Here is a 25,925-nt window from a genome sequence, read left to right as displayed (position 1 = left end):
TCACCTGCGGATGAGAGAATGCGCCCCATGACCGCCCCGCAGACTCCCCGCCCCGCTGCCTCTCCCAAACCCCGCCCGGGCATCCCCAAAACCGTCTGGGACCTCGTCTTCACCCTCGTCATCCCCATCCTGATCCTGAGCCCGAACATGCTGGGGAGCGGGATCAGCGTGGCGGAACTGCTGGGCGGGGGCACGGCGGGCAATATCCGGGCGTACCTGATCGCCGCGCTGATCCCCGTCGCGTACGTGCTGATCGACCTGTTCGTGAACCGCAACGTCAGCCCGGTCGCCCTGATCGGCGGGGCGGGGGCGATCTTCTCCGGCGCGCTCGCCTTCTGGTATGTGGACGGCTTCTGGTACGCGATCAAGGACAGCGCCCGCTCCTACCTGACGGGGGTGCTGTTCCTGCTCAGCGCCCTGACGAGCGTGCCCCTCTTCCGCGTCTTTCTGGACGCCGCCAGCATCGGCGAGAAGCCGGAGGACCGGGCAGCCACCCAGCAGGCCATGCGCGACCCCGTCGTTCACCGGGGCCTCGTGCTGGGCACCGTCGCCTTCGCCGTCGTGGACCTCATCGGCGGCGTGGTGAACAGCATCGTGAACTACGGGCGCGTGACCGCCAAGTTCGGTACCGACGCCTTCAACGCCCAGGTCGCCGAGGTCAACGCCATCATGCGCGTGCCCGGCATGGTCATCAGCCTGATCGGGGTGGCCCTCGCCATCTGGCTCGTGCAGTCCGCCGTGAGGCGCCGCTACGGGGCCGGGGCGAGCCTCCTGGAGCCCTCGAAGCTGGCGGCGAGGATGCGGGAGCGGGGGGAAGTGGGCGCATGACTTGTGCCGCCTCAGGCGGAGGGCAGAAACCCTCGTCATGCTGAGCGAGGGCGAAGGATCTCCAGGCGAGACCCTTCGCGTTGCTCAGGGGGACAACCTTTGAGAGCCTCGCCGTAGAACCGCGTAGTCAAAAAAGGCCCCGCCGCGTGTGGGGTCTTTCTACTCCCCCGTCCGCGCCCGCCGTTTCTGGTACGCCCCCGTCAAGAGTTCCGCTATGTACTCGCGGGTAAAGGGCATCCCGCTCGCCTCGGCGGCGGCGATCTCCGCGTCGCGGTTGTAGGTCAGGCGGACGAAGGTGGCGCTGTGGGCGGGGCTCTGCGGGTCGAACTCCAGGATGAGGTAGCTGGGAAGCGTGCTGTCGAGGGGATTGCCGACCGAGCCCGTGTTGATGAGGGGGCGGCCCTCCACGTCGAGCATCAGCGTCTCGTGCACGTCGGCGTACACGAGGGCGTCGGCGTGCTGGTGCAGGGCGAACTGGGGGTTGGGGGCGTAGGCGTCGAGCTGCTCGGCCAGGCTGGAGTGCGGGTACAGGCGGTGAAAGAGGCCCTTGGAACTGGCGTGGACAAATCGCCACCACGCGCCGCCGAACTGCTCCTCGATGCCGTAGGGGAGGCCCGCCAGGTAGGCCAGGGCCGCCGGGGAGAGCTTGGAGCGCGGCCAGAGGTCCTGGGGGCGGTTGGTGGCCCCCGCGACCCGGGCGTCCCAGTTGCCCTGGATAACGCGCGTGGCGTAGGCCTGGGTCCACTCGACGACTTCCTTCGGGCGCGGCCCCTTGCCGACCAGGTCGCCCAGCACCCACAGTTCCGTAATCCCCCGCCTGCGCACGTCCGCGTGTACGGCCAGCGTCGCCTCCAGATTGGCGTGCAGGTCCGCGAGAACGGCGAGCCGGATCATGGGGGGCAGTCTAGCCCAGCGGGACAGGCGGTCAGGGGAAGGTCAAGGAAGGAATTAGGAAGGCTCCCCGTTACTCTGGGAGGACATGAGCGCCGAACTCCCCCTCGACCACGCGGCCCTTCTGCGGGTCCTGGGGTCGGCCTATGGCCTGGAGCTGGATACAGTCACGTTCCTGCCCGGAGGGACGGCCCCCGCCTACCGGGTCGAGGGGGCGGAGGGGTGCGTCTTCGTCAAGGTGCTGCCGGGGACGGCTTACGGCGCTGAGGTCAGGGAGCGAATTTTGGCGGAGGTGCCGCTCCTGCGCGCGCTGCGGCGGCTGGGCATCCTGCCCCGCGTGCCCCGCCCCGTGCCGACCCGCTCGGGGGCCAACCTCTCCCACCTGGAGGACTCCTCGCTCGTGGTCCACGAGTGGATTGAGGGAACCAACCTGGGGGCGGAGTGGACAGGGGCCATGGATGAACTCGCGCCCCTTCTCGGTCGCCTGCACGCCGGGACGGGGGCGATCACGGCGGCGGTCCCGCGCCTGCCGGTGCCCCCGGAGGATTTCGGTCTGCCCTTCGAGGAGGGGCTGCGGCGCGACCTGGAGCTTTTGCGGGGGGGCCTGCCCGGCACGAGACCCGGAGTCCGCGCCCTCCGTGACCTCCTGCTTCCCTATGAACCTGTCCTCGAACGCCTCCTGGCACAGGCCCGGGCCTTTCAGGCTGCCGCCCGTGCCCGTCCCCGCCCCTTCGCTGTATGCCACACCGACGCACATGGCGGCAACGTGATGCGGGACCCGGGCGGCAATCTCTGGATCATCGACTGGGAGACGGCCCGGCTCGCGCCGCCCGAACACGACTTGTGGATGCTGCACGCCCGGCTGCCGGAAGTCCTGCCCGCCTACGAGGCCGCCGCAGGTCGAAGCGCGGATCTCGACCCCGACGTGCTGGGCTTTTACTTCTGCCGCCGCGCCCTGGAGGACGTGGCCCTGGACGTGACCATGATCCTGCACCAGAACACCAGGCCGGAGCAGGACGAGGCCAACCTCACCGTCCTGGAGCGGTTCATCCTTCCCAGCGTCGCCGCAACGGAGGGGGAGTTGGAGGCCCTGCTGGCAGCGTTGGGCGGCGGGTAGGCGGGCGAGGAGGAATAGAAGGCGTCCAGCAAGAACTTTTTCGCCCCTCCCCCTGAACGCTTGAGGCGAAAGGAGAAGCTGGGTGAAGCGGCCTTTTCGTTGTCCAGCGCGAGGGCGAGCTGCGCTCGTCACCCCCCTCCCCCACCAGGAGGGAGAAAGAACCTTGTATCAAACGGCGTTTCTCGTGTTGCACATCAAGCGTCCCCCGGGGAGAGGCCGGGCCTTCAGAGCCAATTGGAGTCTCTCCAGAGCCCGCTGTGACCGTTTCGCCTCCCGCGCGCCCCTCTCCCCGACCCTGTGCTTCGCGGCCCTGCAAGTCTCGCGCAGGAGGAGAACGTGCCCTTCCTACAACCCGCCCCGGGGATTCACATCCACCCGGACCCGGGCCTTCCAACTTCGGTCAAGGGTGGAGAGCAGTTGGGCGAGGCGCTTGTCGTCGCGGGCACGCAGCAAGAGGTGGTAGGGGTACACGCCGCGCAACCGGGCGACCGGGCTGGGGGCGGGGCCGAGGACTTCCCCGGTGGTGGCCCCGGCCCCGTGCAGGGCCTCGAAGACCTCCTGGGCGGCCACCTTCGCGCGCTGGGGATCACGGGCGGCGACCTCGACCTGCGCGAGGCGGGCGTGCGGCGGGTAGCCCAGGGCGGCGCGGGCACGCTCCTCGGCGGCGGGGTAGGCCAGGGCGTCACGGCCCTCGACCATCACCCTCAGGGCGGGGTGGTCGGCCTGGAAGGTCTGCACGACGAGCAGCGGCGCGCGCTCCGGGTGCCACTCGGCAAGCTGGCGCAGCAGGCGGTGGTAGCGCTCGGAGGCGCGGAAGTCGGAGATGTTCAGCCAGGTGTCGGCCAGCGTGACGCCGACCAGCGCGAGGTTGGGGGGCGCCTCCTGCGAGAGGAGGAGCTGGGTGCCCACGACCACCCCGCTCTCCCCGGCGTACAGGGGCGAGAGGTCGTCCTGGCGGTCGCGGTCGCAGCGGTAGACGGGCAGACCGGGCGCGAGCTTCTCGACGGTCTGGGCAATCCACTCGGTGCCGGGGCCGCGCGCCTTCCACATCCGCTCGCCGCAGCGGTCGCAGCGGTCGGGGATGCCCTCGTGGTAGCCGCACTGGTGGCAGGTGAGCTGGCGGGTCTCCTGGTGAAAGCGCAGCGGCACGTCGCAGTTGCGGCACCCCGGCGTGTGTTCGCAACTCGGGCAGCGCAGCAGGGCGGAATAGCCCCGGCGCGGCGCGAGGAGGGCCGCCTGCCGTCCGCGCTCCTGCACCTGCCGCAGCAGCCGCGCGAGGTCGTGGCTGACCGGATACCCCAGGTCCCCGGGCGTGAGGTGAACACCCGACAGCGGCCCGAGTTCCGGCTGCTCGGGCGGGTTGGCGTAGTCCACCACATGCACGCGGGCGCGGGGTGGGGGCAAGACGGCGCCCGGCAGCGGCACGCTCTCGGCGGCGGGGGCGCTGCCGACCAGGGCGAGGGAGGCCCCTCCCGATGTGGCAACCCGGGCCGCCACATCGGGGATGAAGGCCTGCGAGCCCGCCGGGAGCTTGTAGGCGTCACTCCCCTCCTCCAGCACGACGATCAGGGCGGGATCGGCCAGGGGCGCGGCCAGGGCGAGGTAACTGCCGATCACCAGCCGCGCCCGGTCCGAGCGGACGAGCCCCCAGGCGTACTCCCGCTGCACCTCGTTCAGCCCGCCGCTGATCTGAACGGCGCGGGTGCCCGCCGCCGCGGCGAGGCCGCTCAGCCCCTCCCAGGCGCGGCGCAGCGTCGCGTGGTCGGGCGCGAGGACGAGGACGCCCCGCCCCTGTGCGAGCAGCCGCAGCACCCGGGGCGCCAGCGTGCGGAAGCGCGAGGCGGGCCGTCCCCCGTGCAGCCGCCACGCGGGGGCTTCCGGCAGGCGGTCGGGCTCAGGGGCTGTCCAGGGCGCCCCCGGCTCGGGCATCGGGGGCGGGGGCGCGGGCTCCTGCACCGTGTCCGCCCAGCCCCGCGCCGCCAGCGTTCCCGCCACGGTGGGCGAGAGGGGCACCCCATCCGCCGTCGCGCCGTTCGCCCAGGCACTCAGCGACTCGACCGGGCCGTTCGCCCGCAGCCACTCCCAGGCGGGGGGCGGGGGGGCGTCCTCGGGCACGTAGGCGGCGCCGCCCGCGTTCAACACGCCGGAAACCACCCCGGCGCTCACGCCCACTCCCCGTGCCCAGGCGCTGAGACTGTCCTGCGGGCCGTGTTCCGCCAGCCACGCCCAGGCGACCCGGCCTTTCGGGGTGAGGGTGGGGGCCTCCGGGACGGCACGCAGCACCGTCACCTGGCGGGCGGCGGCGGGAACGGCGGCGAGGGGACGTGCCCGCACCACCCCCCGCGTCCGGGGAACAGGCCGGAACGCCTCCTCCAGCAGGCCCTGCTCGCGGATCGCGTCCAGCAGAGCGGGCGGAAACCCCGCCGCGTCCGTCCAGCCCGGCCCCGGCACCCGGCGGGCAAAGGCGCTCAGGTCGGCCCCCCCCACGGCCCGGACTCGGTGTTCGTACCGCACGCTCCAACCCACCCCCAGGAGGTCCCCCCAGACGAGTCCGGCGGGCAGGCGGGCATCCCGCGCCCAGGCGGTGACCGCCTCCACGGTGGCCGGGGGCACCCACGGCCCCTCCTCGTCGTCGAGGACGTGGACGGCCTCGCGCAGGCGGTGGGCGCCGTGGGGGTCCCCCTCGCCTACGATCAGACCCACGGTGAGGTCGCCCCGCCAGGGCACCAGGACCCGGCAACCCAGCGGTACCGCGCCCCCGTGCCCGTGCGGCGCGGCGTAGTCGAGCGCCGGGACGGGCAGGGGCACCACCACCCGCCAGGGCACCGGGAGGGGGGGGGAGCCGGGCGGGGTCACGCGCCCGAAGCTAGCGCAAGCGGGACGGCCCCGGAGGTGGGGCGCGTGCCAAAGTCCAGCCCCGGCAGGCCATACTGACCCATGCTGCGAATCGGGTCCATCGTGTGGGGCGTGCGGGACGTGCCGCGGGCCGTGGCGTTCTGGTGCGCGGCGCTCGACTACCGCCCGCGCGAGGAGCCGGAGGACGACTGGGCGGTGCTCGTGCCGCGGGCGCGGTCCGGCGTGCAACTCGCCCTCAAGCTCGTGACCTCCGAGGCGAAAACGCACCGCAGGCACCACCTCGACCTGTACGCCGGGGACCAGGCGGCGGAGGTCGAGCGGCTGCTGGGGCTGGGGGCCGGGCGGGTGGACTGGCGGTACGAGCCGGACGCGGACTACGTCGTCCTTGCCGACCCGGACGGCAACCGGTTCTGCGTAGTACAGAAGGCTGAGTAGAGGGGCGACGTGGCTCACAGGACGCTGAGGACGGGCAACGCATTACCCTGGCCCCCGTGACTGCCACGCCCGTGACCCCCATCCCATCCTCTCCAGTTCGTGTTGGCCTGGGGCTGGCCCTGCTGGCGGCCCTGGGTTTCGGCACGCTGGGGGTCTGGGGCAAGCTCGCGGCGCAGGTCGGGCTGGACCCCTTCGCGGCGCTCGCGTGGCGCTTCGGGCTGGTCGCCCCGATCCTGCTTCCGCTGACGGGCCGGGGCCTGAGCTGGCGGCAGCGCGGGCCGCTGCTGGCGGTGGGCCTGCTCTACACGGTGGCGACGACCTGCTACTTCGCGGCGCTGGGGCGTATCACGGCGGGCACGACGAGCCTGCTGCTCTACCTCGCCCCCGCCTTCGTGATCCTGTTCGGCTGGCTGCTGGGGCGGAAACCGGATGCCACTCGTCTGGGAGCCGTGGCTCTCGCCGCCCTCGGGCTGGGGCTGGTTATCGGGATTCCGGGGGCAGGTGACCGTGATCCGCTTGGCCTGGGATTGGCAGCCGGGGCGGGAGCACTGTACGCCATTTACCTGCTCGCCTCCGAACACTGGCTGTCCGGCGCGGCGCCGCTGGCCTCGACCGCCCATATGGCGCTGGTCGGCGGCCTGTCCTTTGCCGCACTCTCGGCGATTCGGGGCACCCTGCACGTTCCGGCCACGCCGGAGCAGTGGGGCATCATCCTCGGCATGGCGGCGCTCGCCACGCTGGTCGCCGTTCCCGCCCTGTACGGGGCGATTGCGCGGCTGGGGGCGGCCAGGGCCAGCCTGATCGGCACGCTGGAGCCGCTGTTTACGGTGCTGCTCGCCGTGCTGATCCTCGCCGAACCCCTGCGGCCAGGCGTGTTGCTGGGCGGGGCGCTGATCCTGGCGGGGGCGGTGCTGGCGCAACGGAGGTCGTGAAGCCGCCCGCTGCGCCACATGGCGGACGAAGACCGCCGCCCCCCTTCGTACACTGAGCCATGACCCCAACGGCACCGAACGGCTGGCGGACCTTCCTCACCCTGTGGGGCACGCAGTCTCTCAGCGTCGTGGGCAGCGCCCTGTCGTACTTCGCCATCACGATCTACCTCACGACCACGCTCTACCCGGCGCCCGAGCAGCGGGCCGCCCTCGCCTTCGCGCTCTCGGCGGTGGCGCTCGCGGGGGCGCTGCCCGCCATCTTCGGTGCCCCGGTCGCGGGCGCGTGGGCCGACCGGCACGACCGCAAGCGGGTGATGTTCGCGTGCGATCTGGGCAGCGCGCTCGTGAGCCTCGCGCTCGGCCTGCTCGTGATCCTGGGCGCCCTGCCGCTGTGGGTTCTCGTGCCGCTCGTGGCGCTGGGTTCGTTCCTGGGCTCCTTTCACGGCGCGGCCTTCGACACGAGCTACGCAGTTCTCGTCCCGCCGGAGCGCCTGCCGCGCGCCAACGGCATGATGCAGACGCTGTGGACACTCTCCGGCCTGCTCGCGCCCGGCCTGGCCGCCTTCCTGATCGCCCTGCCCGCGTTGCTGGGCCAGCGGGGTGTACATCTCCCTTTCCTGCAAAACGGCACCGCCCTCGTCTTCCTGCTCGACGGGCTGACGTTCCTGGTGGCGGGCCTGGTGCTGTGGCGGCTGCACATCCCGACCCCGAAACGCACGGACGCCGTGCCCAAAAGCTTGATGTCGGATGTCGGCTTCGGCTTCCGGTACATCCTGGCGCGCAGGCCGCTGCTGTGGCTGCTGGGCACCTTCAGCGTCGCCAACTTCGTGGGCGCCCCCCTCGGCGTGTTCGAGCCCCTGATCGTGAAGTTCACCCTCGGGCCGGACTGGCAGGCGCGGGGCCTCACCTTCGAGGCCGCTCTCGCCCTCCTCGCCACGGTGGGGGGTGTTGGCGGCGTGCTGGGGGGCGTGTTCATCTCGTCGTGGGGAGGACTGAAGGAGCGGCGCGTCCTGGGCGTCCTCGTGCCGATGATCCTGGGGGGGCTCGCCCTGGTCGCCTTCGCCTTCTCGCGCAACCTCTACCTCAGCGCGGTCCTGATGGCGCTGAACTTCTTCACCATCCCCGTGCTGAACGCGCACTCCCAGGCGATCTGGCAGACGCAGGTGCCGCCCGAGATGCAGGGGCGCGTGTTCAGCGTGCGCCGCCTGATCGCGCAGTGCACCGGACCCTTCGCCACCTTCCTGGCGGGCATCGCGGGCGGCCTCTTTCCCCCGGCGAGCATCCTGCTCGTCCTCGGCATCGCCCAGGTCGCCTTCTGCGCGGCGCAACTCTTCAACCCCTACCTGCGCCGCGTCGAGGACCGGGCGTGGCTGGAAGAACTGGCGACCCGGCGCGCGGCCACCTGAGTGAGGAAGTCTCCGTCCCTTTCCCCATCCGGCCTTATCCTGAACCCGGTTCAACAAGGAGGACGGATGAGGGGACTCGGGCGGCTGGGACGGGGCTTGTTGTGGGTGGTGCTGCTGGTGCTGATCGCGGCGCTGGGGGTTGTGGTGTGGCTGAAGGTCACCTCCAACCCCCGGGTGAGCGGGACGGTGACGCTGCCGGGCCTTTCGGGGCCGGTGACGATCACGCGCGATGCCTGGGGCGTGCCGCACATTCGCGCGCAGGCGTCGGACGAGGACGCGATGTTCGCCCTGGGCCTCGTCCACTGGCAGGACCGCGCGTGGCAGATGGACTTCCAGCGCCGCGTCTCGCAGGGACGGCTCTCGGAGGTGCTGGGTGAAGCCGCGCTCCCGCAGGACCGCTTTCTGCGAACCTGGGGCTTCTACCGCGCCGCGCAGTCGGCCCTGCCCGCCCTCTCGGAGCGGTCACGCCGGATGGTCCGCGCCTACACGGCGGGCGTGAATGCCGGGATGGCTCAACGCAAGGTCGCCCCCGAGTTCCGCATCCTGGGCTACACCCCCGAACCCTGGACGGACGTGGATTCCATCGCCTGGAGCAAGCTGATGGCCTACGACCTGGGCGGCAACTACGACGACGAGTTGCTGGGTGTCCGCATCCTGAAGCGCCTGGGCGAGGGCGGGCTGAACGAGGTCCTGCCCCCCTACCCGGCGGACGGGCCGACCATCCTGAGCCGGGACGAGCTGGGGCTGGGGGCAAAGGCCGGGGGGACGGACCTTCAGCAGGCCACCCTCCCCGACGCCACCCTGCGCGCCCTGCAAGCTCACCTCGACGCGGCCCGCGCCCTGGGGATGGAGCGGGTGCCGGGGAAAGGGAGCAACGACTGGGTGATCGGGGGCCAGAGAACCGCGAGCGGCAAGCCCATCCTGGCGGACGACCCCCACCTGGCCCTGTCCAGCCCGATGCTGTGGTATCTGGCCGACGTGCAGGGGCCGCGGCTCCGGGCCATCGGCGCCTCCATCCCCGGCCTGCCCGGCATCGTGATCGGGCGCAACGACCGCGTGGCCTGGGGCGTGACGAACGTGAACCCCGACGTGCAGGACCTCTACATCGAGCCCGCGACGGCCAGGCTGACCACGCGCACCGAGGTCATCAAAGTGAAGGGCGGCCAGGACGTGCGCCTCACCGTGCGCGAGAGCGCCCACGGCCCCATCGTGAGCGACGTGGGCGCGGGCGAACTGGGACCGCGCGTGGCGCTGAAGTGGACGGCGCTGCAACCCGGCGACACGACGTTCGACGCCTTTCTGGGCCTGAACTACGCGCGGAATTGGAGGGACTTCACGGCGGCCCTCGAAAAATACGTCGCCCCCAGCCAGAACTTTGTGTACGCCGATGTGGACGGCAACACCGGCTATTACGCACCGGGCCGCGTCCCCATCCGGCGGGGTTGGGACGGCTCTCTGCCCGTGCCCGGCGACGGCTCGCGCGAGTGGACAGGGTACATCCCCTTCGCCCGGTTGCCGCACACCTACAACCCTGCCGACGGCCTGGTGGTCACCGCGAACAACCAAGTCGTCCCCAGCAGCTACCCCTACACCCTCGCCAACATCCGCAACTGGGCCGAGCCGTACCGCGCGGGGCGCATCACCGACCTGCTGACGGCCAAGCCGACCGGCCTGACGCTGGACGACGTGAAGCGGGTGCAGCTCGACACGACCAGCCTGGTGTGGCGCGACCTGAAGCCCCTGCTGCTCGCCACCCAGCCCGAGGGGGACCTCAGCCGCCGGGCGCTCGACCTGCTGCGCGGCTGGGACGGCAACCAGACGACCGCCAGCGTGCCCAGCACCATCTTCGAGGCATGGCTCGCCGAGCTTCAGGCGATGGCGCAGGACGAGCTGGGGGACAGCACCCGACTGAACAGCCTCGCCGTGCGAAACCAGCTCCGGGCGGGTGGCGAGCTGTGCCGCGACGAGGCGGATGGGCAGCAGGACTGCGCGGACGAGTTGCGCTCCAGCCTGGGACGCGCCGTGGAGAGGCTCGCCAACCGCCTCGGCCCCGACCCCGGCGGGTGGACGTACGGCAAGGTCCACACGGTCGCCAGCAACCACCGCGCCTTCGGGAACGTGAAGGCCCTCGCCTGGCTCTTCAACCACTCCACGCCCACCAACGGCGGCACGAACACGGTCAACGTGGCCCGCCCCGACCCCGACACCATGCGGCAGACCCACGGCCCCAGCTACCGCCAGATCGTAGATCTCTCGAACATGAACCGCAGCGTGTACGTGGGCAGCCTGGGCCAGGGCGGCAACCCCCTGGGCGACCACGTGACCGACCAGCAGACCCTGTGGGCGGCGGGCGACTACCTCCCCATGAGCACCGACGAGGGGGACTGGGGCAAAACCCGGACGCTGACGCTGAATCCGGGGCGGTAGGGAGTGGGACAAGGGAAGGCGAGTGCGGGGAGGGTACGGGGCTCGCCTCTTCTTGTTGCGGCCTTTATGGCCTGCCCAGGCTTCCTGGGAGCTTTGAGGGCAAGCTTTGCTTGCCACCCCCCTCTGCAAGCAGCTCTGCGAGTCCCAGCCTCCCCCGCAAGGTGTGAGGGGTAACACTGCCCAAGCTCCAGCTTTTCAAACCGTCTATTGTGGACGGCCTATTCCCGCCATCAGCTCGTTCTCGCACCGCCTTCACCCCGCCTTGCTCGCGCAGCGAGACGGTGGGCGGACAGCTTGGGAAGCAAAGATCAAACCTTGCGCGTTAAGGAAGACGACCACGGGCGAGATGGGCAGGGACCTTGCCTAGCGCAGCGCCGCTCCCCCCTGCCCCCTCCGGGGGTAGGGGGGCAGGGGGGGTGGGGGCAAACCGCAGCAAAATGCGCTGCCCCTTCACCCCTCCTCCCCCTGAAGCGTCAACACCAGCCGCCGCCCGCCACCCTCCTCCCGGTGCTCGCACAGATAGATGCCCTGCCACGTCCCCAGCGCCAGCCGCCCCTCCCGCACCGGCAACGTGAGTGACGGCCCCAGCAGGCTCGCCTTCACATGCGCCGCCATGTCGTCCGGCCCCTCCAGCGTGTGCTCGAACTCCCGCCACCCGTCCGGGACAAGGTGGTTGAAAAACCGCTCGAAGTCGCGCCGCACGTCCGGTGAGGCATTCTCGTTCAGCGCCAGGCTGGCGGACGTGTGCGCGATGAAGACGTGCAGCAGGCCCACCCTCACCCGCGCGAGTTCCGGCACGGCGCCCACCACCTCCCGGGTGATGAGGTGAAAACCACGGGGAAAGGGCCTCAGCCGCAGGTCATGTTGTGCCCACATGGGAAAGAGGGTAGTGGGCAGCGGGAGGGAACGTCCCCACCTTCCCTCATGGGTGGCCCTTAACCTGCACAGCACGCCATGCGACGCCTTCTCATGCCCGCCCTGTTGACTGCCCTCATGACCAGCCCCGCCGCCGCCCTCTCGACCGTGACGCTGCCGGTGCGCGTGCCGCTGGCCGGGGTGCAGGAGGCCGCAAACGCCCGGGTGCCCAGCGAGTTCGCCCGCCTGGACGAGACGCGCGACTTCCTGGGCGGGCTGCTGAGCGTAAAGCTCACGGGAACAGTCACCCGCACTGGGCACGTGAGCGTGAAGCCCACGCCCGAGGGAGACGCCCTGATTGTGAGCGTGCCCATCCGCGCGAGCTTCCGGGCGGCTCCCGAGGGCCTGGGCGCGTTCCTGGCCCGCGACTTCGGCGGGGCGGCCACGGTGAGCCTGCGCGTCCGGCCCTTCGTCACCCCCGAGTGGGAGGCGGGGGCGCAGGTGACCGGGGAGGCAACTTGGACCGACCCCCTCAGCGTGGAACTCAAGCCGGGCGTGCCGGTCAGCGTGCAGGCCCTGGTGGACGGCCAGGTGCGCGCCCAGCTCGACCGGGTGGCGGGGGAGGTCGCGCGGGCGGTTCGCGAGGGGGCCAATCTCCGGGCCCGGGCCGGAGCCCTGTGGGCGCGGGCACAGCAACCCTGGACGCTCCCCACCCCCGACCCCGCCTACGCCCGGGTGACGCCCCGCAGCCTGACTGTCAGCCCCTTCCGCTTCACCCCGGAGGCGCTGGGGGTGATGGTGGGAGCGGCATTTGACCTGTCGGCGGGCCTGGGCCGCGCTCCGACGCAGGCCCCGGTGCCACTGCCCCCCCTGAAGGTCGCCGCGCCCCCTGCCCCGGGCGTGGACCTGAGCGTGCCCGTGCGCCTGCCGTACCCCGAACTCTCGCGGGCCGCCACCCGAGCGGCGAACGAGCGACCCCTCACGCTGCCCGTGCCCCTCTCCCCCACCCTGCGCGTGACGGACGTGACCGTGAAACCCCGGGGAGGGAAGCTGAACGCCGCCATCACCGTCACCATCTCGGGACCTCTCGGCCTGAGCGTGCGCGCGACCACGGACGTGACGGGCACGCCGACGCTCGACCCCTCGGGCCGGGTTCTGACCCTGAGCGGCGTGACGGTCACCACCCGCCGCGAGGGCCTGACCGGGCGCGTGGTCGGCTGGCTGGCCGACGCCCGCGCGCAGGCCTACCTCGCCCGGGCCGCCCGCTTCGATCTTGCTGAACGGTTGGCCGAAGCCCAAAGGCAGATGCAGTCCAGGCTGCCCTTCGCGCCCGCCCCCGGGGTGGAACTGGCGGGAACGGTCGGCCCGCTCCGGCTGACGGCCTTCAACGTCACACCGGACGCTCTGATCGTCACGGCGGCGGCGAGTGGGGCGCTGCGGGCGACAGTGGAGGTGGAGAAGATTCGTTAAGGGGAACTGCAATGCCCCGGTACGTTTTGGTACTTTCTCTCTACCCGAGTTACAAGGAACTGCGCTGGACGCTACTTTTTTGCCCCTCCCCCTGGAGGGGGGAGGCTGGGACTTGCAAAGCTGCGAAGCAGAGGGGGTGAACGGGCACGTCCTGTGGCGCGGCGGAATCCCAATATCCCAGAAAACGTGCCAGGCGATTAAACAGGGGAAGCGGCACGCGACCCCGCCGCGTACCGCCCTCTCCCCTGTGCCCTCAGCGCCGCCCGAAGGACGTGCCTGTGCCCCCGCCCACGCTCGTGGAGCCCGTGGACGTGCGCCCCAGGTCCCCGCCGCGTCCGACGCCCTGAGGCTGGGGTGACTGGGCCGCGGCGGCAGGCGGCGGCGCGTAGCTTGCCCCCCCGGTGCCCGCGCTGGCGTCGTTGGCGAGGCGGGCGAACTCCTTGGGGTCCACCGCCCGCGCCACGCCCGTGTCGTAGGAGATCACGCGGCGGCGGTACAGGTTGGCGAGGAAGGCGTCCATCGTGACCATGCCCTCCCGCGCGCTCGTCTGCATGGTGGACACGATCTGGTAGGTCTTGCCCTCGCGGATCAGCGCCCGGACGGCGGGGTTGGCGATCAGCAGTTCGTAGGCCAGGACGCGGCCCGGCCCGTCGGCGCGCGGGAGGAGCTGCTGGGTCATCACCGCGACGAGGTTGTTGGCAAGCTGCACCCGGATCTGCTCCTGCTGCTCCTCCGGGAACACGTCCACGATGCGGTCGATGGACTCGGGGGCCGAGTTGGTGTGCAGGGTGCCCATCACGAGGTGCCCGGTCTCGGCAGCGGTCACGGCGGCGCGGATGGTCTCGTAGTCGCGCATCTCGCCCACCAGGATCACGTCGGGTGCCTGACGCAGGGAGGCGCGCAGGGCGTCCTGGAAGCTCAGGGTGTCGGCCCCGATCTCCCGCTGGTTCACGACGCTCTGCTTGTGGAAGTGCATGAACTCGATCGGGTCCTCGATGGTCACGATGTGCAGCTTCCGGGTCGCGTTGATGTGGTCGATCATCGCCGCGAGCGTGGTGCTCTTGCCCGAGCCGGTGGGGCCGGTGACAAGCACGAGGCCGCGCGGCGAGGTGGCGATGTCGATGACCTGCTGCGGCAGCCCCATCTCCTGCGCGCTGCGGATGGTCGTGGGGATCAATCGCAGCACGCCGCCCACGTAGCCGCGCTGCATGAAGGCGTTCACACGGAAGCGGGCCTTTTCGCCCAGCGCGAAGGAGAAGTCGAGTTCGCGCTTCTCCTCGAAGGTGCGCTGCTGGCGCTCGTTCATCATCGAGTACATCAGCTTGCGGGTGTCGGTCGCGGCGAGTTCGGCAAAGCCCGGCGACTCGTAGGTGCCGTGGATCTTGAGCTGCGGCGGCAGCCCGACCGTCAGGATCACGTCGGAGGCGCCCTTCTCGACGGCCAGGCGCAGGATGTCGGTGATGTCGGCGGAGGGTTGGGGCATGGAAGACCTCGGGGTGGGAAGGGAGAGTCAGGGGGAACAGGTGGGGGGGCGAACAGCGGGGCTCAGTTGCTCGTGACGGCCAGCACCGCCTCCAGGGTGGTCAGCCCCTGTAACGCCTTCTCGATGCCGTCCTGGCGCAGGGTCCGCATCCCGCTGTCCGCCTGGGCCACGTCCTTGATCTCGGCGGCGGTCTTGCCCGCCCCGATGGCGCGGCGCAGGGGATCGTCGATCACCATGAGTTCGTGGATGCCCATGCGGCCCTTGTAGCCGGTGCCGCCGCAGCGGGGACACCCCGCCCCGCGCACCAGCTGGGAGCCCCGCACCTCCTCCTCCGTCAGGCCCAGGCGGCGCAGCACGTCGGGGTCGGCGTTCGTGGGCTGCTTGCACTCGCCGCACACCCGGCGCACCAGACGCTGGGCGAGCACACCCACCACCGAGGCCGCGATGTTGAAGTGCTCCACGCCCATCTCCTCCAGGCGGGTGATCGCGCCGGGGGCGTCGTTCGTGTGCAGGGTGGCGAGCACCAGGTGGCCGGTCAGCGCCGCCTCGGTGGCGATCTTGGCGGTCTCCGCGTCGCGGACCTCCCCCACGAAGATGATGTCGGGGTCCTGACGCAGGAAGGCGCGCAGGGCGCGGGCGAAGGTCATCCCCGCCGCCGAGTTCACCTGCGACTGCACGATGCCGGGGATCTCGTACTCGATGGGGTCCTCGATGGTCGTCGTGTTCTTCTCGGGCCGGGCGATGCGCTTGAGGGTCGAAAAGGAGGTGAAGGACTTGCCCGAGCCCGTCGGGCCGGTGACCAGGAAGATGCCGTTGGGCTTTTCGATCACGTCGAGGTAGCGCCGGAAGTTGTACTCGGAAAAGCCGAGCTGCTCGACTTCCGGGATGTTCTCGGCCTTCTGCAGCAGGCGCATCACGGCCTTCTCGCCGTACACGGTGGGCAGGGTCGAGAGGCGCAGGTCGATGTCGATGGAGCCCTTCTTGAAGCGCACGCGCCCGTCCTGGGGCAGCCGCCGCTCGGCGATGTCGAGGTTCCCCATGATCTTGATGCGCGCGAGGATGCTCTGGGCGCTGCCCCGGGGCAGCTCGGGCTGCTCGCGCAGTTGCCCGTCCACCCGGTAGCGCACCCGCACGGAGGTGGCGGTGGGCTCGATGTGAATGTCGGACGCCTCCTGGAGCGCGGCCTCGCGGATCAGGTTGTCCACCACCCGCACGACGGCGTTGTCGTCCAAGCCCGCCGAGAGGTCCAGGTCGTCCTGCTTCTTGGCGTTGCGCTCGTTGCTCTCCTTCACCAGCTTCTGGTTCAGGTCGGCCATGTCGCGGTTGCCGAAGTAGCGCTCGATCAGGCGGACGATGTCCTTCTCCGCCATCACGGCGGGCAGGATGTCGCGCCCGGTGATGAGCTTGAGGTCGTCGAGCGCGAACACGTTGCGCGGGTCCTTCATGGCGACGACCAGCGACGCCCCCTGGAGCCGCATGGGCACGACCGCGTAGCGCCGCGCCGTGGCCTCGGGGATCATCAGCGCGACCTGGGGATCGGGCGGGTTCTGCGCCGGGTCGAGGTACTCGTAGCCGAGCTGCGCGGCGAGCGAGCGCGCCAGCATCTCCGGGCTGATCTTGCCCGACTGCACGAGCGTGTCCTCCAGGCGGCCCCCGCCCGCATTCTGCTTCTGGAGGGCCGCGTCGATCTCCTCGGCGCCCGCGAAGCCGAGTTCCAGGATCACCTCGCCGAGCGGCTTGACCTTGCCCCCGCGCGCCTGCACCTGAAGGGCCTCGCGCAGTTGGGCGCGCGAGAGGCTGCCCTGCTGCACCATCTGCTCGCCCAGGCGGCCACGCTGCGGGTAATGCCGCTCGACGAGCGCCTCGACCTCGGCGGGCTTGGTCAGGATCAGGTTCACGGGCCGCCCGATGAGCGCCTCGATCTCCTCGTGGCGGCGGGGGTCGGAGGTGACCACGGTGACGCCCTGCGCGCTCTCGTCCACGGGCACGGCGGAGAGCCTCAGCGCGTCGGCGCGCAGCAGGCTGCCCAGCACGTCCTCGCTGGGGCGAAAGTCGCGCGGGCTGGGCAGGTAGCGCACGCCCGCCTGCTCGGCCAGCGCCTCGTAGAGCCCGTCCTCGGTAATCACCCGCTGGGCGACGAGGGTGTTGCCCAGGAGTTCCCCGGTCTGCTGCTGCGCGTCGAGCGCGACCTGAAGCTGCGCGTCCGAGATCAGCCCCCGGGCGATCAGCAGCCGCCCCAGCCGCCCGCCGTCCTGCGGGCTCCCGGACCCCTCGGCGGGCGGCGCGGCGGTCAGGCCGAGTTCCGGGTAGTAGGTGGCGATGGACCACAACACCTGCTCGCGCAGCGCCTGGCAGGGCTCGATCATCAGCCCGCTGTCGTCCTCCAGCGCCTCCAGCGCCAGGCTGCTGAGGGGGTCCACGAGCGCCACCCGCAGGGTCTGCCCCTCCAGCGCGAAGGGGAAGGCCTGCACGGCCTGCGCCGTCTGGGGGCGGATCGCCGCGACCGCCTGCGGCTCGGGCGTGACCACGAGCAGGTTTACGAGCGGAATCCCCAGCGCCTCCTCGATGGCGCGGGCGATGCGCTTCTCGCCCACCTGCCCGGAGTCGATCAGGATGTCGGCCAGCCTGCCGCCGACCTCCGAGTGCCGCACCAGGGCCTTTTGCAGGTCCGTGTCGTTCACATACCCCTGTTCGAGCAGAATTGCCCCCAGGCGCCGGTCACCGAGAGAGAGTGCCAAGGCCGCCCCCCCGTTTCGCTGTTCTCCGCTTGTCTGCCATATGCCCCGTCTCCCTGTTCATGCCCTTCATCGCTTGCCCCTCACCTCAGGCCTTCCAGTCGTGTCCATACCGTTTGAGGACCGCGCGTTCGAGTTTGCGGGCGACCCGGGTGTGTGGCAGGGCATTGACCGCCAGGGGCCGCACCAGGATCGTGTGCATCCCCGCCAGGTTGCCCCCCAGCACGTCGGTGAACACCTGGTCGCCCACCATGCCGACCTGCCGCGCCGGGAGGCCCAGCACCCCCAGCGCCCGGTGAAAGGCCCGGGGGTTGGGTTTGCCCGCCATGCCCACCCCCTCGAACCCCAGCTTGTCCACCCAGAAGCGGGCACGGCGGCCCCGCGCGTTGCTGAGCAGGTACAGCCGGATGCCCGCCCGGCGCAGCTCGGCGGCCCAGCGCATCACGTCCGCCCGCTCCTCGTAGCTGCCGTAGGGAATCAGCGTGTTGTCGAGGTCGAGGAGCAGCCCGCGCAGGCCCCGCGCCGCCAGGAACTCGGGGGTGATGTCGTGGACGTGGCCGATCACGTCGTCGGGGCGCAGCAGGCTCACGCCCGGCCCCCCGTCGGCAGCCCGATCACGGCCCACATCCGCCCGGTGCGGCCCGCGTCGCGGCGGTACGAGTAGAAGTCGGGCTCAGTCGAGCAGCGCCCGCTGACCCAGAGGTATTCGGGAAGGAGCCCCGCCCCCAGCAGCACCGCCCGGTTGGCCCCCGCGAGGTCGAGGTGGGTCGCCCCCCCCACCTCCCGCACGAACTCGCCCAGCCCCGCCGCCCGGAACTGGCCCGCCACATCCGCCCCCACCGCGTACCGCTCGCCGCAGATGCCGGGCCCGACCGCCGCGCGGATGTTCGCCGGGTTCGCCCCGAGTGCGGTCATCGCCTCCACGGTCCGCGCCGCGATTCGGCCCAGGCTGCCGCGCCAGCCCGCGTGCGCCGCCCCGACCACCCCCACCGCCGGGTCGGCCAGGAGCACCGGGTAGCAGTCCGCCGTCCCGATGGCGAGGAGGAGTCCCGGCTCGCGGGTCACGAGGGCGTCGCCCTCCTGCACGCCGGGACGGGCCTCCCGCACGTCGGTGCCGTGGACCTGATTCAGGCGGGCGACCCGCGCCGGGTCGAAGCCCAGCGCCCCGGCCACCCGGCGGCGGTTCTCCGCGACGGCGTGGGGATCGTCCTCGCGGTCGTCGAGGTTCAGGCCCGCGTAGGCCCCCGCCGACACGCCCCCGGCGCGCGTGGTGAACGCGTGCGGGACGGGCAGCACGGGGGAACGCAGGAGCATCAGGGAATCAGTATCGGCGCGCATGTCTCACCGAATTCTGACGGTCAAGCCCCCCGCTGGGGGGAGTGTGGGGTGAAGGTTCGGCTGGGTTCCCTGCCGTGGATGCGCAGAATCGCCGCTTGCCCGGGCCGGGTCGGATGGGGGCATAGGCCCCACTTCCCCTGTCCCATCGCCCCGGGCGGGAGGCCCCCGACCCGGCCCGCTGCCCCCCTTGTTGCACCCGCTCCAACGCCTGACCCGCGCGGCTTGCTACAGTCGCCCGCATGAGCGTGACCGTGGACCTTTCCGGCAAGACCGCCCTGGTGATGGGCGTCGCCAACGCCCGCAGCCTCGGCTGGGCCATCGCCGAGCAGCTTCTCGCCGCCGGGTGCCGGGTGGGCTTTTCCTACCAGGGCGAGAGACTCAAGCCCGAACTCGACAAGCTCCTCGCGGGGCGGGAGGGCGTCTGGTCCCAGCAGGCCGACGCGACGAGCGAGGAGGACCTGACGGCGCTCTTTGCCCGGGTGCGGGAGGAGTTCGGGGGACTGGATATTCTCGTCCACTCCATCGCCTTCGCCCCGCGCACCGCGATGGACGGGCGCTTTCTCGACACGACCGAGGCGGACTGGACCACGGCCCTGAACGTCAGCGCGTACACGCTGGTCTCCACCGCCCGGCACGCCGAGCCGCTGCTGCGCCCCGGCGGGAGCATCGTCAGCCTCACGTACCACGCCTCCCAGCAGGTCGTGCCCAAGTACAACGTGATGGGCGTGGCGAAGGCCGCGCTGGAGGCCGCGACCCGCTACCTCGCCTCCGAACTCGGCGCGGCGGGCGTGCGGGTGAATACCATCAGCGCCGGGCCGATGCGCACCATCGCCGCCCGCTCCATCCCCGGCTTCGGCACGATGTACGAGAAGGCCGCCGCGAGTGCGCCCCTGGGCCGCAACGCCACCCCCGAGGAGGTCGGGAAATTGGCCCTCTTCCTGCTCAGCGACCTGGGCAGCGGCGTGACTGGGCAGACGGTCTACGTGGACGCGGGGGCGAGCATTATGGCGATGAAACTGGACTGAGGCAGCCCTCCCCCCGCCCGGTATCATTCCCTCCATGACGCTCACGCCCGTCGCGCTCGTCCTGCTCACCGCCCAGAGGCATCACCTGGAGGACCACCCGGCGGAACAGGCCCTGTCGCGGGCGTGGCAGGCGCGGGTGCGTTCGGCGCGGGAGGCGGGACACCTGATCGTCCATGTGCAGTGGGACGGCGGGGAGGGCACCCCGGGCGAAACCTTCTCCCGCGGGTGGGTCCATCACCCCGACTTCCGGCCCGAGGCGAACGACCTGCTCATCCGGGCCAGGGTGCCGGATGCCTTTGCGGGAACAGGATTGGATGCCGAGCTGCATGGGCACGCGGTCCGGGAACTGCACCTGCTGGCGCTGCCCGGGGCGGAGGTGTTGCCCGCCACGGCGGGGACGGCCCGCGCCCTGGGATACACGGTCCAGATTCTGGAAGCCCGGCCAGAACTCAGCGGCCCTGTCTAGCGTTCGCGCCGGGCGGCCCATCCCCCTTCGGCACGGCGTTTTGCCCCGGTCCGGGCGGCTGGCGCCCCCAGAACCATTTGAACACTGCTTTAAACTCTATGGCGGACGGCACCGCCGCGCTACAGTGGCGGGCGTGACGTGGCTGAAGCCGGTGAGCATCGACGGGAACGCGCAAGCCGCGTACAACGAGTTTCTGCGTGATCTGGAGGCGCGCCTCGCGGACCCGGCGACCGACCGCAACGTGCTGGCGCGCGAGGTGCTGGCCCAGGCGATGTACGGGCGCGAGTACGGCCAACTGCTGGCCGACGCGCCCCTCGCCGCCCTGAACCTCGATGCCCGCAACGTGACCTTTGAGGCCGAGTACTACATGGCGACCGACCCCGAGAAGTTCGCCCCGGTCAAGCCGCTGCTGTGGCTGTGGAAGAACCTCGACCTCACGCCCGTGGGGCAGAACCCGGTCACCGGCATTCCGGTGCGGCGCCTCCTCGCCGAGCGCATCTTCAAGCGGGTGGGGCGCAACTTCAAGTGCTGGCAGAACGTGGAGTTCTCGGTCGGCTACAACATGGAGGTCGGGAACGACGTGGTCGTTCACCGCTACGTGCTGCTCGACGACATCGGCGGCATCGAGCTGCGGGATGGCGCCTCGGTCAGCGACTACGTGAACATCTACAGCCACACACATTCGGTGCTCGACGGCCCGGACGTGACCCTGCGGCGCACGGTGATCGGGAGGGGCGCCCGCATCACGTACCACTCGACGGTCCTCGCGGGCAGCGTCATCAGCGACGACGGGATGCTCGCCACCCACGCCCTGCTGCGCGGTGACATTCCGCCCCACGGGATAGCGATGGGCATTCCCGCCAAGGTCACGCGCTACAAGCTCCGCCCCCCCCAGGAGTACGACGTGGACGCGCGCACCCACCCCCACGACCCCGGACGCAAGGCCAACCCCAACTTCCCCGACCCCACCCCCAACCAGACGCGCAAACCAACCCTGGAGGAGATGGGCGAGGGGTAAGCGGGACACAGCCTTTCCCACTGGGGGCAGAACCGCCCAGCCCAAGCGCGGGTCGTGGACTACCCCCGGCGCTCAGATAGTGCGGCCCTCACTAGGCGCGGAACAGGGGCGCTTCATCTCCTCTGCTCAAGGGCCGGAATGCGTCCTCCTGCCCCCACGCGAACCCCCGTTGGAGTGCCCCTCCCCGTCGAAAAAGGGCCTGTCCTGGCGTCCTCTCGGCACCCGTTCGGGGTGACCAAAGGCCAGAGGACGGGCAAAAATGTTTAGACTGAGTCCATGACCAAGCGCAGCAAGGTATTCGTGCCCGCCGTCGTGACGGTCGCCACCGTCGGCGTGGCTGCCGGGGCCGCTTACGTGGCGCGGAGCCGCAAGGACGACGTGAAGGAGTTCTTCGTCGCGCAGGTGCTGGAAAGGCCCGCGGGCCGCATGAGCTACACCGACCTGGCGCAGGGGCTGGAGCGCGGCGGGGTTCTCCTGGCCCAGCGGGCCGCCCGCGCCGCTGACACGGACGCGAACCGGGCCACGCTCACCCATATCATCGGGATCGAGCGGTGGGGGCAGAACCGGCTGCGGGTGGCGCTGGGCCAGCGCGAGTTCGAGCGCGACGAGCACCACCCCTACAAGCCGGGGGCAGGCGCGTCGCTGCGCGAGCTTCAGGACCTCCTCTCGCAGACCCGCGCGCAGACCGTGGACCTGGCCCGGCAACTGCACGCCAACCCCCCACAGGAGGACTGCACGGTGGAACACAACGGCCTGGGACCGCTCAGCCCCAAGGCCTGGCTGCGCTACCTGACTCAGCACGCGGACCTCGAAAGTCGGCGGCTGCGCGGCGCGAAGGAACCCAAGGCCCTGGGCGAGTGACGCCCCCTCCCCTCCTCACCCTCGGCTACGAGGGGGCCGACCTGGACGCCTTCCTCGGCACGCTTTCCGGGCACAGCGTCACCCTGCTTGTGGACACCCGCGAGCGGGCGCAGAGCCGCCGCCGGGGCTACAGCAAGACGGCGCTGGGGCTGGCGCTGAAGGAACGCGGCATCGGCTACCTGCACCTCCGGGCGCTCGGCACTCCGCCCAGCCTCCGCAAGGAGTATCGCCTGAGCGGAGACTTCGGGCTGCTGGAAAGGGGCTACAACGCCCACCTCGCCACCCAGGGGGAGGCGCTGGACCAGCTCGGCGAGCTGGCGACGCGGGAGAGGGTCTGCCTGCTGTGCTTCGAGGCCGACCCCGGCGCCTGCCACCGCTCCCTGATCGCCCGGCGACTCCAGACCCTGGGGCTGGTGGGCGAGGTCGAGCATCTGCACGTGCCGGGTCAGTCCTCATTGTCCCTATAAGCCCGTCTCCCCCGTGAACGCCCCATCCCCGCATTCTCCGCTCTGACAAAAATCCTTCCAGGCGCAGCAAAACTGTAAGAGGCCGCCGCCTAGATTAGGCAGCGATGAGCGTCTTACAGGCCCTATTGGGCGTCATGGTCAAAGCGGGAGCGAGCGATATCCACCTGCGGGCGGGCAGCGCCCCGGCGGCGCGCGTGAACGGGGACATCATGCGCTTCGGCAACGACCGGCTGCGTCCCGAACACGTCGAGGAGTTCGCCCGCGAGATGATGAACCGCCCCGGCCTGTGGGAGGAGTTCCGCAACCGCCGCGACGCCGACTTCGCCTACGGGGTGCCGGGGGTCGCCCGCTTCCGGGTGAACGCCTACTACCAGCGCGGCACCGTGGGCCTGATCATGCGCGTGATCGAGGACAAAGCCATCCCCAGCTTCGCCGACCTCGGCCTGCCCGCCGACACCTTCGAGGGGCTGACCTCACACGAGCGCGGCCTGATCCTGGTGACCGGCCCCACCGGCTCGGGCAAGACGACCACGCTCGCCTCCATGATCGATCATATCAACGCCAATAACCCGGTCAACATCGTGACGCTCGAAGACCCCATCGAGGTCCTGCACGCCGACAAGACCGCCATGATCTCCCAGCGCGAGTTGGGCGGCGACACCCTGAGTTTCGCGGCTGGCCTGCGCGCCGCCATGCGTCAGGACCCCGACGTGATCCTGATCGGCGAGATGCGCGACAAGGAGACGGTCGAGGCCGCCCTCTCCGCCGCGCAGACCGGGCACCTCGTCTTTTCGACGCTGCACACGCAGGACGCCATCCGCACCGTGAACCGCATCATCGACTTCTTCGCCCCGCACGAGCGCGACCAGATTCGCCTGGGGCTCTCGGAGAGCATCGTCGGCGTGGTCAGCCAGCGCCTGCTGCCGCGCAAAGGCGGGGGCCGGGTGCTGGGCATGGAGATCATGCTGGGCACCCCCACCATCCGCGAGTGCATCAAGGACCAGAATCGCACCGAGGAGATCAAGCAGGCCCTTCAGGAGGGCGGCATGAGCGGCATGCACACCTTCGACCAGCACCTCGCCCGCCTGGTCGAGGACGGCCTGATGACCGAGGAGGACGCCCTCCAGTCCGCCACCAGCCCCCACGAACTCAAGCTGAGCCTGATGAAGCGCCAGTTCGCGTAGGGAGAGAGTCCTTCGCCCCCTTGGCCTTCCCTTGAGCGGGCCTATACAGAGTGAGCGGGGGCGGCATTGTCGCGCTTCCCAGCGAGTGCAATGCCCCCATGAAGACGACGCGGATGAAACCCGAGGAGCGGCTGGTGGCGGGCTTTGTCGGGCTGATGGTGGGGTTCTTCGCCTTCGCCTACGGCAAGCCGGTTCAGAAGGTCCTGATCGGGGGCTTTGCGGTGGTGGTGCTGGTGGTCGCGGCGCTGGGGCGGAACCCGCTGGCGGGTAGGGCGAAGGAGTAGGGGAACAGAGCAATCTGGTCCCCCTCCTCGGTTAGCCCAGTTGCACAAAGGGCGCGAGCCGTCCCGCTACCGCACGGGCGTCCGGCAGATCGCCCCGCGCCGTCTCCAGAACGAGGTCGAAGAGCTGGTCGTTAGAGGCGGTCAATCGCGCGCCATTCACGAGAAGAAACGTATTGGTGCAGGTTACTGCTGTGCGCTTATTACCGTCCACGAAGGCATGGTTGCGAGCGAGGAAGAACAGGTAAGCGGCGGCCTTTTCCACCAAAGACGGGTAGAGTTCCACCCCAAATGCCTCCATAGCGGGTTGAGCGAGAGCCGAAGAGAGGGCGCCCGCATCGCGCAAGCCTGGAGACCCCCCGTACCGCTCCAAAGCCCGGTCATGCAGCGCCACCACCTGTTCAGGCGAGAGGTAAACCGTCACGCCTGACTGAGCCGCCTGAGCAGCTCGTCGCGCTCCTCGAACACGCGGTCCGCGGCCTCCTCAAAGCTCATGCCCTTCCGCGCGGGCCGCAGCATCAGGCCGCCCTCCGCCGGTTCAATCTCGACCTCGTCGGTGAACCCGTACAGCTCCAGCAACTCCTTGGGGAGGATGACGGCGCGGGATTTGCCAACCGCTGTGAGGCGCTTACGCATGCCAAAACTATAACCGGGTTATAGCCGAATGAGCCCCGCTGCGATCTCCACCATCTCTCCGCCAGGCTGTTGAGCGAGCTGGATGAACAGACACGAAGGCTCCATCTACACCAGATGTTCATACCAATAGCTCATACCTTCTAGTCATACTGCAATCATGACCAGAGCAGAGAAGGTAACTGTCAGCCTCCCACCCGCTCTCCTGCGCTTCGTCACCCGGTATCAAGAGAGCCACAACCTGAGCCGCAGCGAGGTTATCCAACAGGCCCTGGCCGCCTTGCAGAAGGCGGAGTTGGCCCGTGCCTACAGAGAGTCCGCCGAGGAGCTGATGGCCGATCCCCTGTTCGATCTGGATAGCGGACACGGCCTATCGCCCGACGACGAGGCCAAGTGGTGAGGCGTCGCCGCGAGGAAGTCACGGACATTGGACGCGGCGACATTCTCCTCGTTGACTTCGCCCCTGCTCAAGCAGGTGAGGCTGACAACACGCGTCCTGCTGTAGTCATCACCAACGACGTAGCCAATGAGCATTCCCCCGCTATCGTCGTGGTTCCGCTGACCAGCAAAACGGGCCGCATCTATCCCTTCGAGTTGTTCCTCCCCGCCAGCCGTACCGGCCTCGACCAAGACAGCAAAGCTCAAGCACAGCTCATACGGCATGTCAGCAAGGCCAGAATCCGCCGCAGCCTCGGCCACCTTCCCGCCGACCTGATGATCGAACTGGACGAGCGGGTGCGGGGGCATCTGGGATTGTGATGAAGGCAGACCTCCAATGGCCCAATCTTGCAGAAATTCTTGTACCTCAGCTCTCACTTCCTCAACAGAGCCGTAAACTTGCTCCTGAGCAAGCCGGAGTTCGTCATCAAAACTGTATATCTCGTCACTCAAGCCATCCGGCGCTTCTCCTGTTCAGGCAAGGCGGTACAAAGCGCTTGTGATAAGAGACAGGTGAACTGAATCAGACCGTAAAAGTGCAAGGAGATGCGTCGCGTATAGCCGAAAGGCAGTCTTGCTCAACTTACGCGGTCCCAACTCACCCAGCGCCGTAATGAGCTTGTTCGTGTTGCTCCCCGACAAACTCACGTCCATCAAGGCATCGGGAAGCAGGTCGAGGCCCAGAATTTGACGGTCTGCCCAGGCCACAACTTCTGACGGTGTAACCAGACCACTCAGCAAGGCTTGCCGGTACATGCTCGCCTCATCGCTCAAGCCCG

The 25,925-nt window shown here is 70.1% G+C and carries 25 protein-coding genes; 16 read left to right on the top strand and 9 right to left on the bottom strand.

The features are described 5' to 3' along the window. Window positions 1-27 precede the first annotated feature (27 nt). The gene (locus DAERI_RS10320; RefSeq protein ID WP_103129412.1) at window positions 28-828 is read left to right on the top strand and encodes a VC0807 family protein; all 801 of its coding nucleotides are present in this window, start codon (window positions 28-30) and stop codon (window positions 826-828) included. A gap of 159 nt (window positions 829-987) precedes the next feature. Here DAERI_RS10320 and DAERI_RS10315 read toward each other — a convergent pair whose 3' ends face one another. Next, window positions 988-1,722 carry a metallophosphoesterase family protein gene (locus DAERI_RS10315; RefSeq protein ID WP_103129331.1) on the bottom strand — a complete coding sequence of 245 codons (735 nt, stop codon included), beginning with the start codon at window positions 1,720-1,722 and terminating at the stop codon, window positions 988-990. 85 nt (window positions 1,723-1,807) lie between these two features. Between DAERI_RS10315 and DAERI_RS10310 the strand changes: the two genes are divergently transcribed. Next, window positions 1,808-2,836: an aminoglycoside phosphotransferase family protein gene (locus DAERI_RS10310; RefSeq protein ID WP_103129330.1), complete on the top strand. Its 1,029-nt coding sequence runs from the start codon at window positions 1,808-1,810 to the stop codon at window positions 2,834-2,836. A 345-nt stretch (window positions 2,837-3,181) separates the two neighbouring features. Here the strand turns inward: DAERI_RS10310 and priA are convergent, their stop codons facing one another. Beyond that, entirely contained in the window at window positions 3,182-5,692 is a 2,511-nt protein-coding gene (gene priA / locus DAERI_RS10305) for a replication restart helicase PriA (RefSeq protein WP_235610337.1), read from the bottom strand. Window positions 5,693-5,773: 81 nt separating this feature from the next. Here priA and DAERI_RS10300 point away from each other — a divergent pair, with 81 nt between their 5' ends. The 4 genes from DAERI_RS10300 to DAERI_RS10285 all read left to right on the top strand — a co-directional run bounded on the left by DAERI_RS10300 (window position 5,774) and on the right by DAERI_RS10285 (window position 10,892). Beyond that, window positions 5,774-6,127 (top strand): VOC family protein, encoded by a 354-nt coding sequence (locus DAERI_RS10300; protein ID WP_103129329.1) that lies wholly within the window; start codon window positions 5,774-5,776, stop codon window positions 6,125-6,127. Window positions 6,128-6,183: 56 nt separating this feature from the next. Continuing rightward, on the top strand, window positions 6,184-7,059 hold the full coding sequence (locus DAERI_RS10295) for a DMT family transporter (RefSeq protein ID WP_103129328.1): 876 nt from the start codon (window positions 6,184-6,186) through the stop codon (window positions 7,057-7,059). Between the two features lie 59 nt (window positions 7,060-7,118). Next, window positions 7,119-8,465, top strand: coding sequence for an MFS transporter (locus DAERI_RS10290; RefSeq protein ID WP_103129327.1), 1,347 nt, complete (start codon window positions 7,119-7,121; stop codon window positions 8,463-8,465). A gap of 66 nt (window positions 8,466-8,531) precedes the next feature. Further along, complete coding sequence (locus tag DAERI_RS10285; protein ID WP_103129326.1) at window positions 8,532-10,892, top strand: penicillin acylase family protein; 2,361 nt, start codon at window positions 8,532-8,534, stop codon at window positions 10,890-10,892. A 450-nt stretch (window positions 10,893-11,342) separates the two neighbouring features. Here the strand turns inward: DAERI_RS10285 and DAERI_RS10280 are convergent, their stop codons facing one another. Continuing rightward, window positions 11,343-11,768, bottom strand: a complete 426-nt coding sequence (locus DAERI_RS10280; protein WP_103129325.1) for a secondary thiamine-phosphate synthase enzyme YjbQ — start codon at window positions 11,766-11,768, stop codon at window positions 11,343-11,345. A gap of 78 nt (window positions 11,769-11,846) precedes the next feature. On the opposite strand from DAERI_RS10280, the gene DAERI_RS10275 reads away from it, so the two are divergent. Further along, window positions 11,847-13,217, top strand: coding sequence for a DUF4403 family protein (locus DAERI_RS10275; protein WP_235610336.1), 1,371 nt, complete (start codon window positions 11,847-11,849; stop codon window positions 13,215-13,217). A gap of 253 nt (window positions 13,218-13,470) precedes the next feature. Here the strand turns inward: DAERI_RS10275 and DAERI_RS10270 are convergent, their stop codons facing one another. From DAERI_RS10270 to pgeF, 4 genes are all read right to left on the bottom strand, one after another. Further along, window positions 13,471-14,700, bottom strand: a complete 1,230-nt coding sequence (locus tag DAERI_RS10270) for a type IV pilus twitching motility protein PilT (protein WP_103129323.1) — start codon at window positions 14,698-14,700, stop codon at window positions 13,471-13,473. A gap of 62 nt (window positions 14,701-14,762) precedes the next feature. Further along, window positions 14,763-17,438, bottom strand: coding sequence for a type II/IV secretion system protein (locus tag DAERI_RS10265; RefSeq protein ID WP_103129322.1), 2,676 nt, complete (start codon window positions 17,436-17,438; stop codon window positions 14,763-14,765). Window positions 17,439-17,523: 85 nt separating this feature from the next. Next, window positions 17,524-18,024 carry a YqeG family HAD IIIA-type phosphatase gene (locus DAERI_RS10260; protein WP_103129321.1) on the bottom strand — a complete coding sequence of 167 codons (501 nt, stop codon included), beginning with the start codon at window positions 18,022-18,024 and terminating at the stop codon, window positions 17,524-17,526. Beyond that, a complete protein-coding gene (pgeF, locus tag DAERI_RS10255) occupies window positions 18,021-18,773 on the bottom strand; it encodes a peptidoglycan editing factor PgeF (RefSeq protein WP_103129320.1) in 753 nt (250 codons plus the stop codon). Before pgeF ends, DAERI_RS10260 begins: the two co-directional genes overlap by 4 nt. A 239-nt stretch (window positions 18,774-19,012) precedes the next feature. Between pgeF and DAERI_RS10250 the strand changes: the two genes are divergently transcribed. The 7 genes from DAERI_RS10250 (at window position 19,013) to DAERI_RS10220 (ending at window position 24,078) form a co-directional block, all read left to right on the top strand. Continuing rightward, window positions 19,013-19,798: an enoyl-ACP reductase FabI gene (locus DAERI_RS10250; protein ID WP_103129319.1), complete on the top strand. Its 786-nt coding sequence runs from the start codon at window positions 19,013-19,015 to the stop codon at window positions 19,796-19,798. A gap of 34 nt (window positions 19,799-19,832) precedes the next feature. Then, window positions 19,833-20,264 (top strand): isochorismatase family protein, encoded by a 432-nt coding sequence (locus DAERI_RS10245; RefSeq protein ID WP_103129318.1) that lies wholly within the window; start codon window positions 19,833-19,835, stop codon window positions 20,262-20,264. Between the two features lie 133 nt (window positions 20,265-20,397). Further along, window positions 20,398-21,282, top strand: a complete 885-nt coding sequence (locus tag DAERI_RS10240; protein WP_165794154.1) for an acyltransferase — start codon at window positions 20,398-20,400, stop codon at window positions 21,280-21,282. 276 nt (window positions 21,283-21,558) lie between these two features. After that, a complete protein-coding gene (locus DAERI_RS10235) occupies window positions 21,559-22,143 on the top strand; it encodes a DinB family protein (protein WP_103129317.1) in 585 nt (194 codons plus the stop codon). Then, window positions 22,140-22,610, top strand: a complete 471-nt coding sequence (locus DAERI_RS10230) for a DUF488 domain-containing protein (RefSeq protein WP_103129316.1) — start codon at window positions 22,140-22,142, stop codon at window positions 22,608-22,610. The genes DAERI_RS10235 and DAERI_RS10230 overlap by 4 nt, the downstream gene beginning before the upstream one ends. Window positions 22,611-22,714: 104 nt before the next feature. Then, entirely contained in the window at window positions 22,715-23,794 is a 1,080-nt protein-coding gene (locus tag DAERI_RS10225) for a PilT/PilU family type 4a pilus ATPase (RefSeq protein WP_103129315.1), read from the top strand. A 98-nt stretch (window positions 23,795-23,892) separates the two neighbouring features. Then, window positions 23,893-24,078 (top strand): hypothetical protein, encoded by a 186-nt coding sequence (locus DAERI_RS10220; protein ID WP_165794153.1) that lies wholly within the window; start codon window positions 23,893-23,895, stop codon window positions 24,076-24,078. 31 nt (window positions 24,079-24,109) lie between these two features. Here the strand turns inward: DAERI_RS10220 and DAERI_RS10215 are convergent, their stop codons facing one another. Beyond that, window positions 24,110-24,499 carry a type II toxin-antitoxin system death-on-curing family toxin gene (locus tag DAERI_RS10215; RefSeq protein ID WP_103129313.1) on the bottom strand — a complete coding sequence of 130 codons (390 nt, stop codon included), beginning with the start codon at window positions 24,497-24,499 and terminating at the stop codon, window positions 24,110-24,112. Then, a complete protein-coding gene (locus DAERI_RS10210; protein WP_103129312.1) occupies window positions 24,496-24,711 on the bottom strand; it encodes an AbrB/MazE/SpoVT family DNA-binding domain-containing protein in 216 nt (71 codons plus the stop codon). Before DAERI_RS10210 ends, DAERI_RS10215 begins: the two co-directional genes overlap by 4 nt. Before the next feature lie 157 nt (window positions 24,712-24,868). On the opposite strand from DAERI_RS10210, the gene DAERI_RS10205 reads away from it, so the two are divergent. Together DAERI_RS10205 and DAERI_RS10200 are read left to right on the top strand one after the other, a co-directional pair. Continuing rightward, window positions 24,869-25,108 carry a CopG family transcriptional regulator gene (locus DAERI_RS10205; RefSeq protein WP_103129311.1) on the top strand — a complete coding sequence of 80 codons (240 nt, stop codon included), beginning with the start codon at window positions 24,869-24,871 and terminating at the stop codon, window positions 25,106-25,108. Then, on the top strand, window positions 25,105-25,467 hold the full coding sequence (locus DAERI_RS10200; RefSeq protein WP_235610335.1) for a type II toxin-antitoxin system PemK/MazF family toxin: 363 nt from the start codon (window positions 25,105-25,107) through the stop codon (window positions 25,465-25,467). Before DAERI_RS10205 ends, DAERI_RS10200 begins: the two co-directional genes overlap by 4 nt. Window positions 25,468-25,925: the final 458 nt, after the last annotated feature.

The organism is Deinococcus aerius, assembly GCF_002897375.1.
Lineage (GTDB): Bacteria > Deinococcota > Deinococci > Deinococcales > Deinococcaceae > Deinococcus > Deinococcus aerius.
The sequence above is the reverse complement of the archived record's forward strand: the minus strand, read 5'-3'. Positions and strand labels throughout refer to the sequence as shown.

Bases quoted from the DNA above. Each gene is read 5' to 3' on its own strand.
- DAERI_RS10320 (WP_103129412.1), top strand. From the start codon at position 28: ATGACCGCCCCGCAGACTCCCCGCCCCGCTGCCTCTCCCAAACCCCGC.
- DAERI_RS10315 (WP_103129331.1), bottom strand. From the start codon at position 1,722: ATGATCCGGCTCGCCGTTCTCGCGGACCTGCACGCCAATCTGGAGGCG.
- DAERI_RS10310 (WP_103129330.1), top strand. From the start codon at position 1,808: ATGAGCGCCGAACTCCCCCTCGACCACGCGGCCCTTCTGCGGGTCCTG.
- DAERI_RS10300 (WP_103129329.1), top strand. From the start codon at position 5,774: ATGCTGCGAATCGGGTCCATCGTGTGGGGCGTGCGGGACGTGCCGCGG.
- DAERI_RS10290 (WP_103129327.1), top strand. From the start codon at position 7,119: ATGACCCCAACGGCACCGAACGGCTGGCGGACCTTCCTCACCCTGTGG.
- DAERI_RS10285 (WP_103129326.1), top strand. From the start codon at position 8,532: ATGAGGGGACTCGGGCGGCTGGGACGGGGCTTGTTGTGGGTGGTGCTG.
- DAERI_RS10280 (WP_103129325.1), bottom strand. From the start codon at position 11,768: ATGTGGGCACAACATGACCTGCGGCTGAGGCCCTTTCCCCGTGGTTTT.
- DAERI_RS10275 (WP_235610336.1), top strand. From the start codon at position 11,847: ATGCGACGCCTTCTCATGCCCGCCCTGTTGACTGCCCTCATGACCAGC.
- DAERI_RS10270 (WP_103129323.1), bottom strand. From the start codon at position 14,700: ATGCCCCAACCCTCCGCCGACATCACCGACATCCTGCGCCTGGCCGTC.
- pgeF (WP_103129320.1), bottom strand. From the start codon at position 18,773: ATGCGCGCCGATACTGATTCCCTGATGCTCCTGCGTTCCCCCGTGCTG.
- DAERI_RS10250 (WP_103129319.1), top strand. From the start codon at position 19,013: ATGAGCGTGACCGTGGACCTTTCCGGCAAGACCGCCCTGGTGATGGGC.
- DAERI_RS10245 (WP_103129318.1), top strand. From the start codon at position 19,833: ATGACGCTCACGCCCGTCGCGCTCGTCCTGCTCACCGCCCAGAGGCAT.
- DAERI_RS10235 (WP_103129317.1), top strand. From the start codon at position 21,559: ATGACCAAGCGCAGCAAGGTATTCGTGCCCGCCGTCGTGACGGTCGCC.
- DAERI_RS10225 (WP_103129315.1), top strand. From the start codon at position 22,715: ATGAGCGTCTTACAGGCCCTATTGGGCGTCATGGTCAAAGCGGGAGCG.
- DAERI_RS10220 (WP_165794153.1), top strand. From the start codon at position 23,893: ATGAAGACGACGCGGATGAAACCCGAGGAGCGGCTGGTGGCGGGCTTT.
- DAERI_RS10210 (WP_103129312.1), bottom strand. From the start codon at position 24,711: ATGCGTAAGCGCCTCACAGCGGTTGGCAAATCCCGCGCCGTCATCCTC.
- DAERI_RS10205 (WP_103129311.1), top strand. From the start codon at position 24,869: ATGACCAGAGCAGAGAAGGTAACTGTCAGCCTCCCACCCGCTCTCCTG.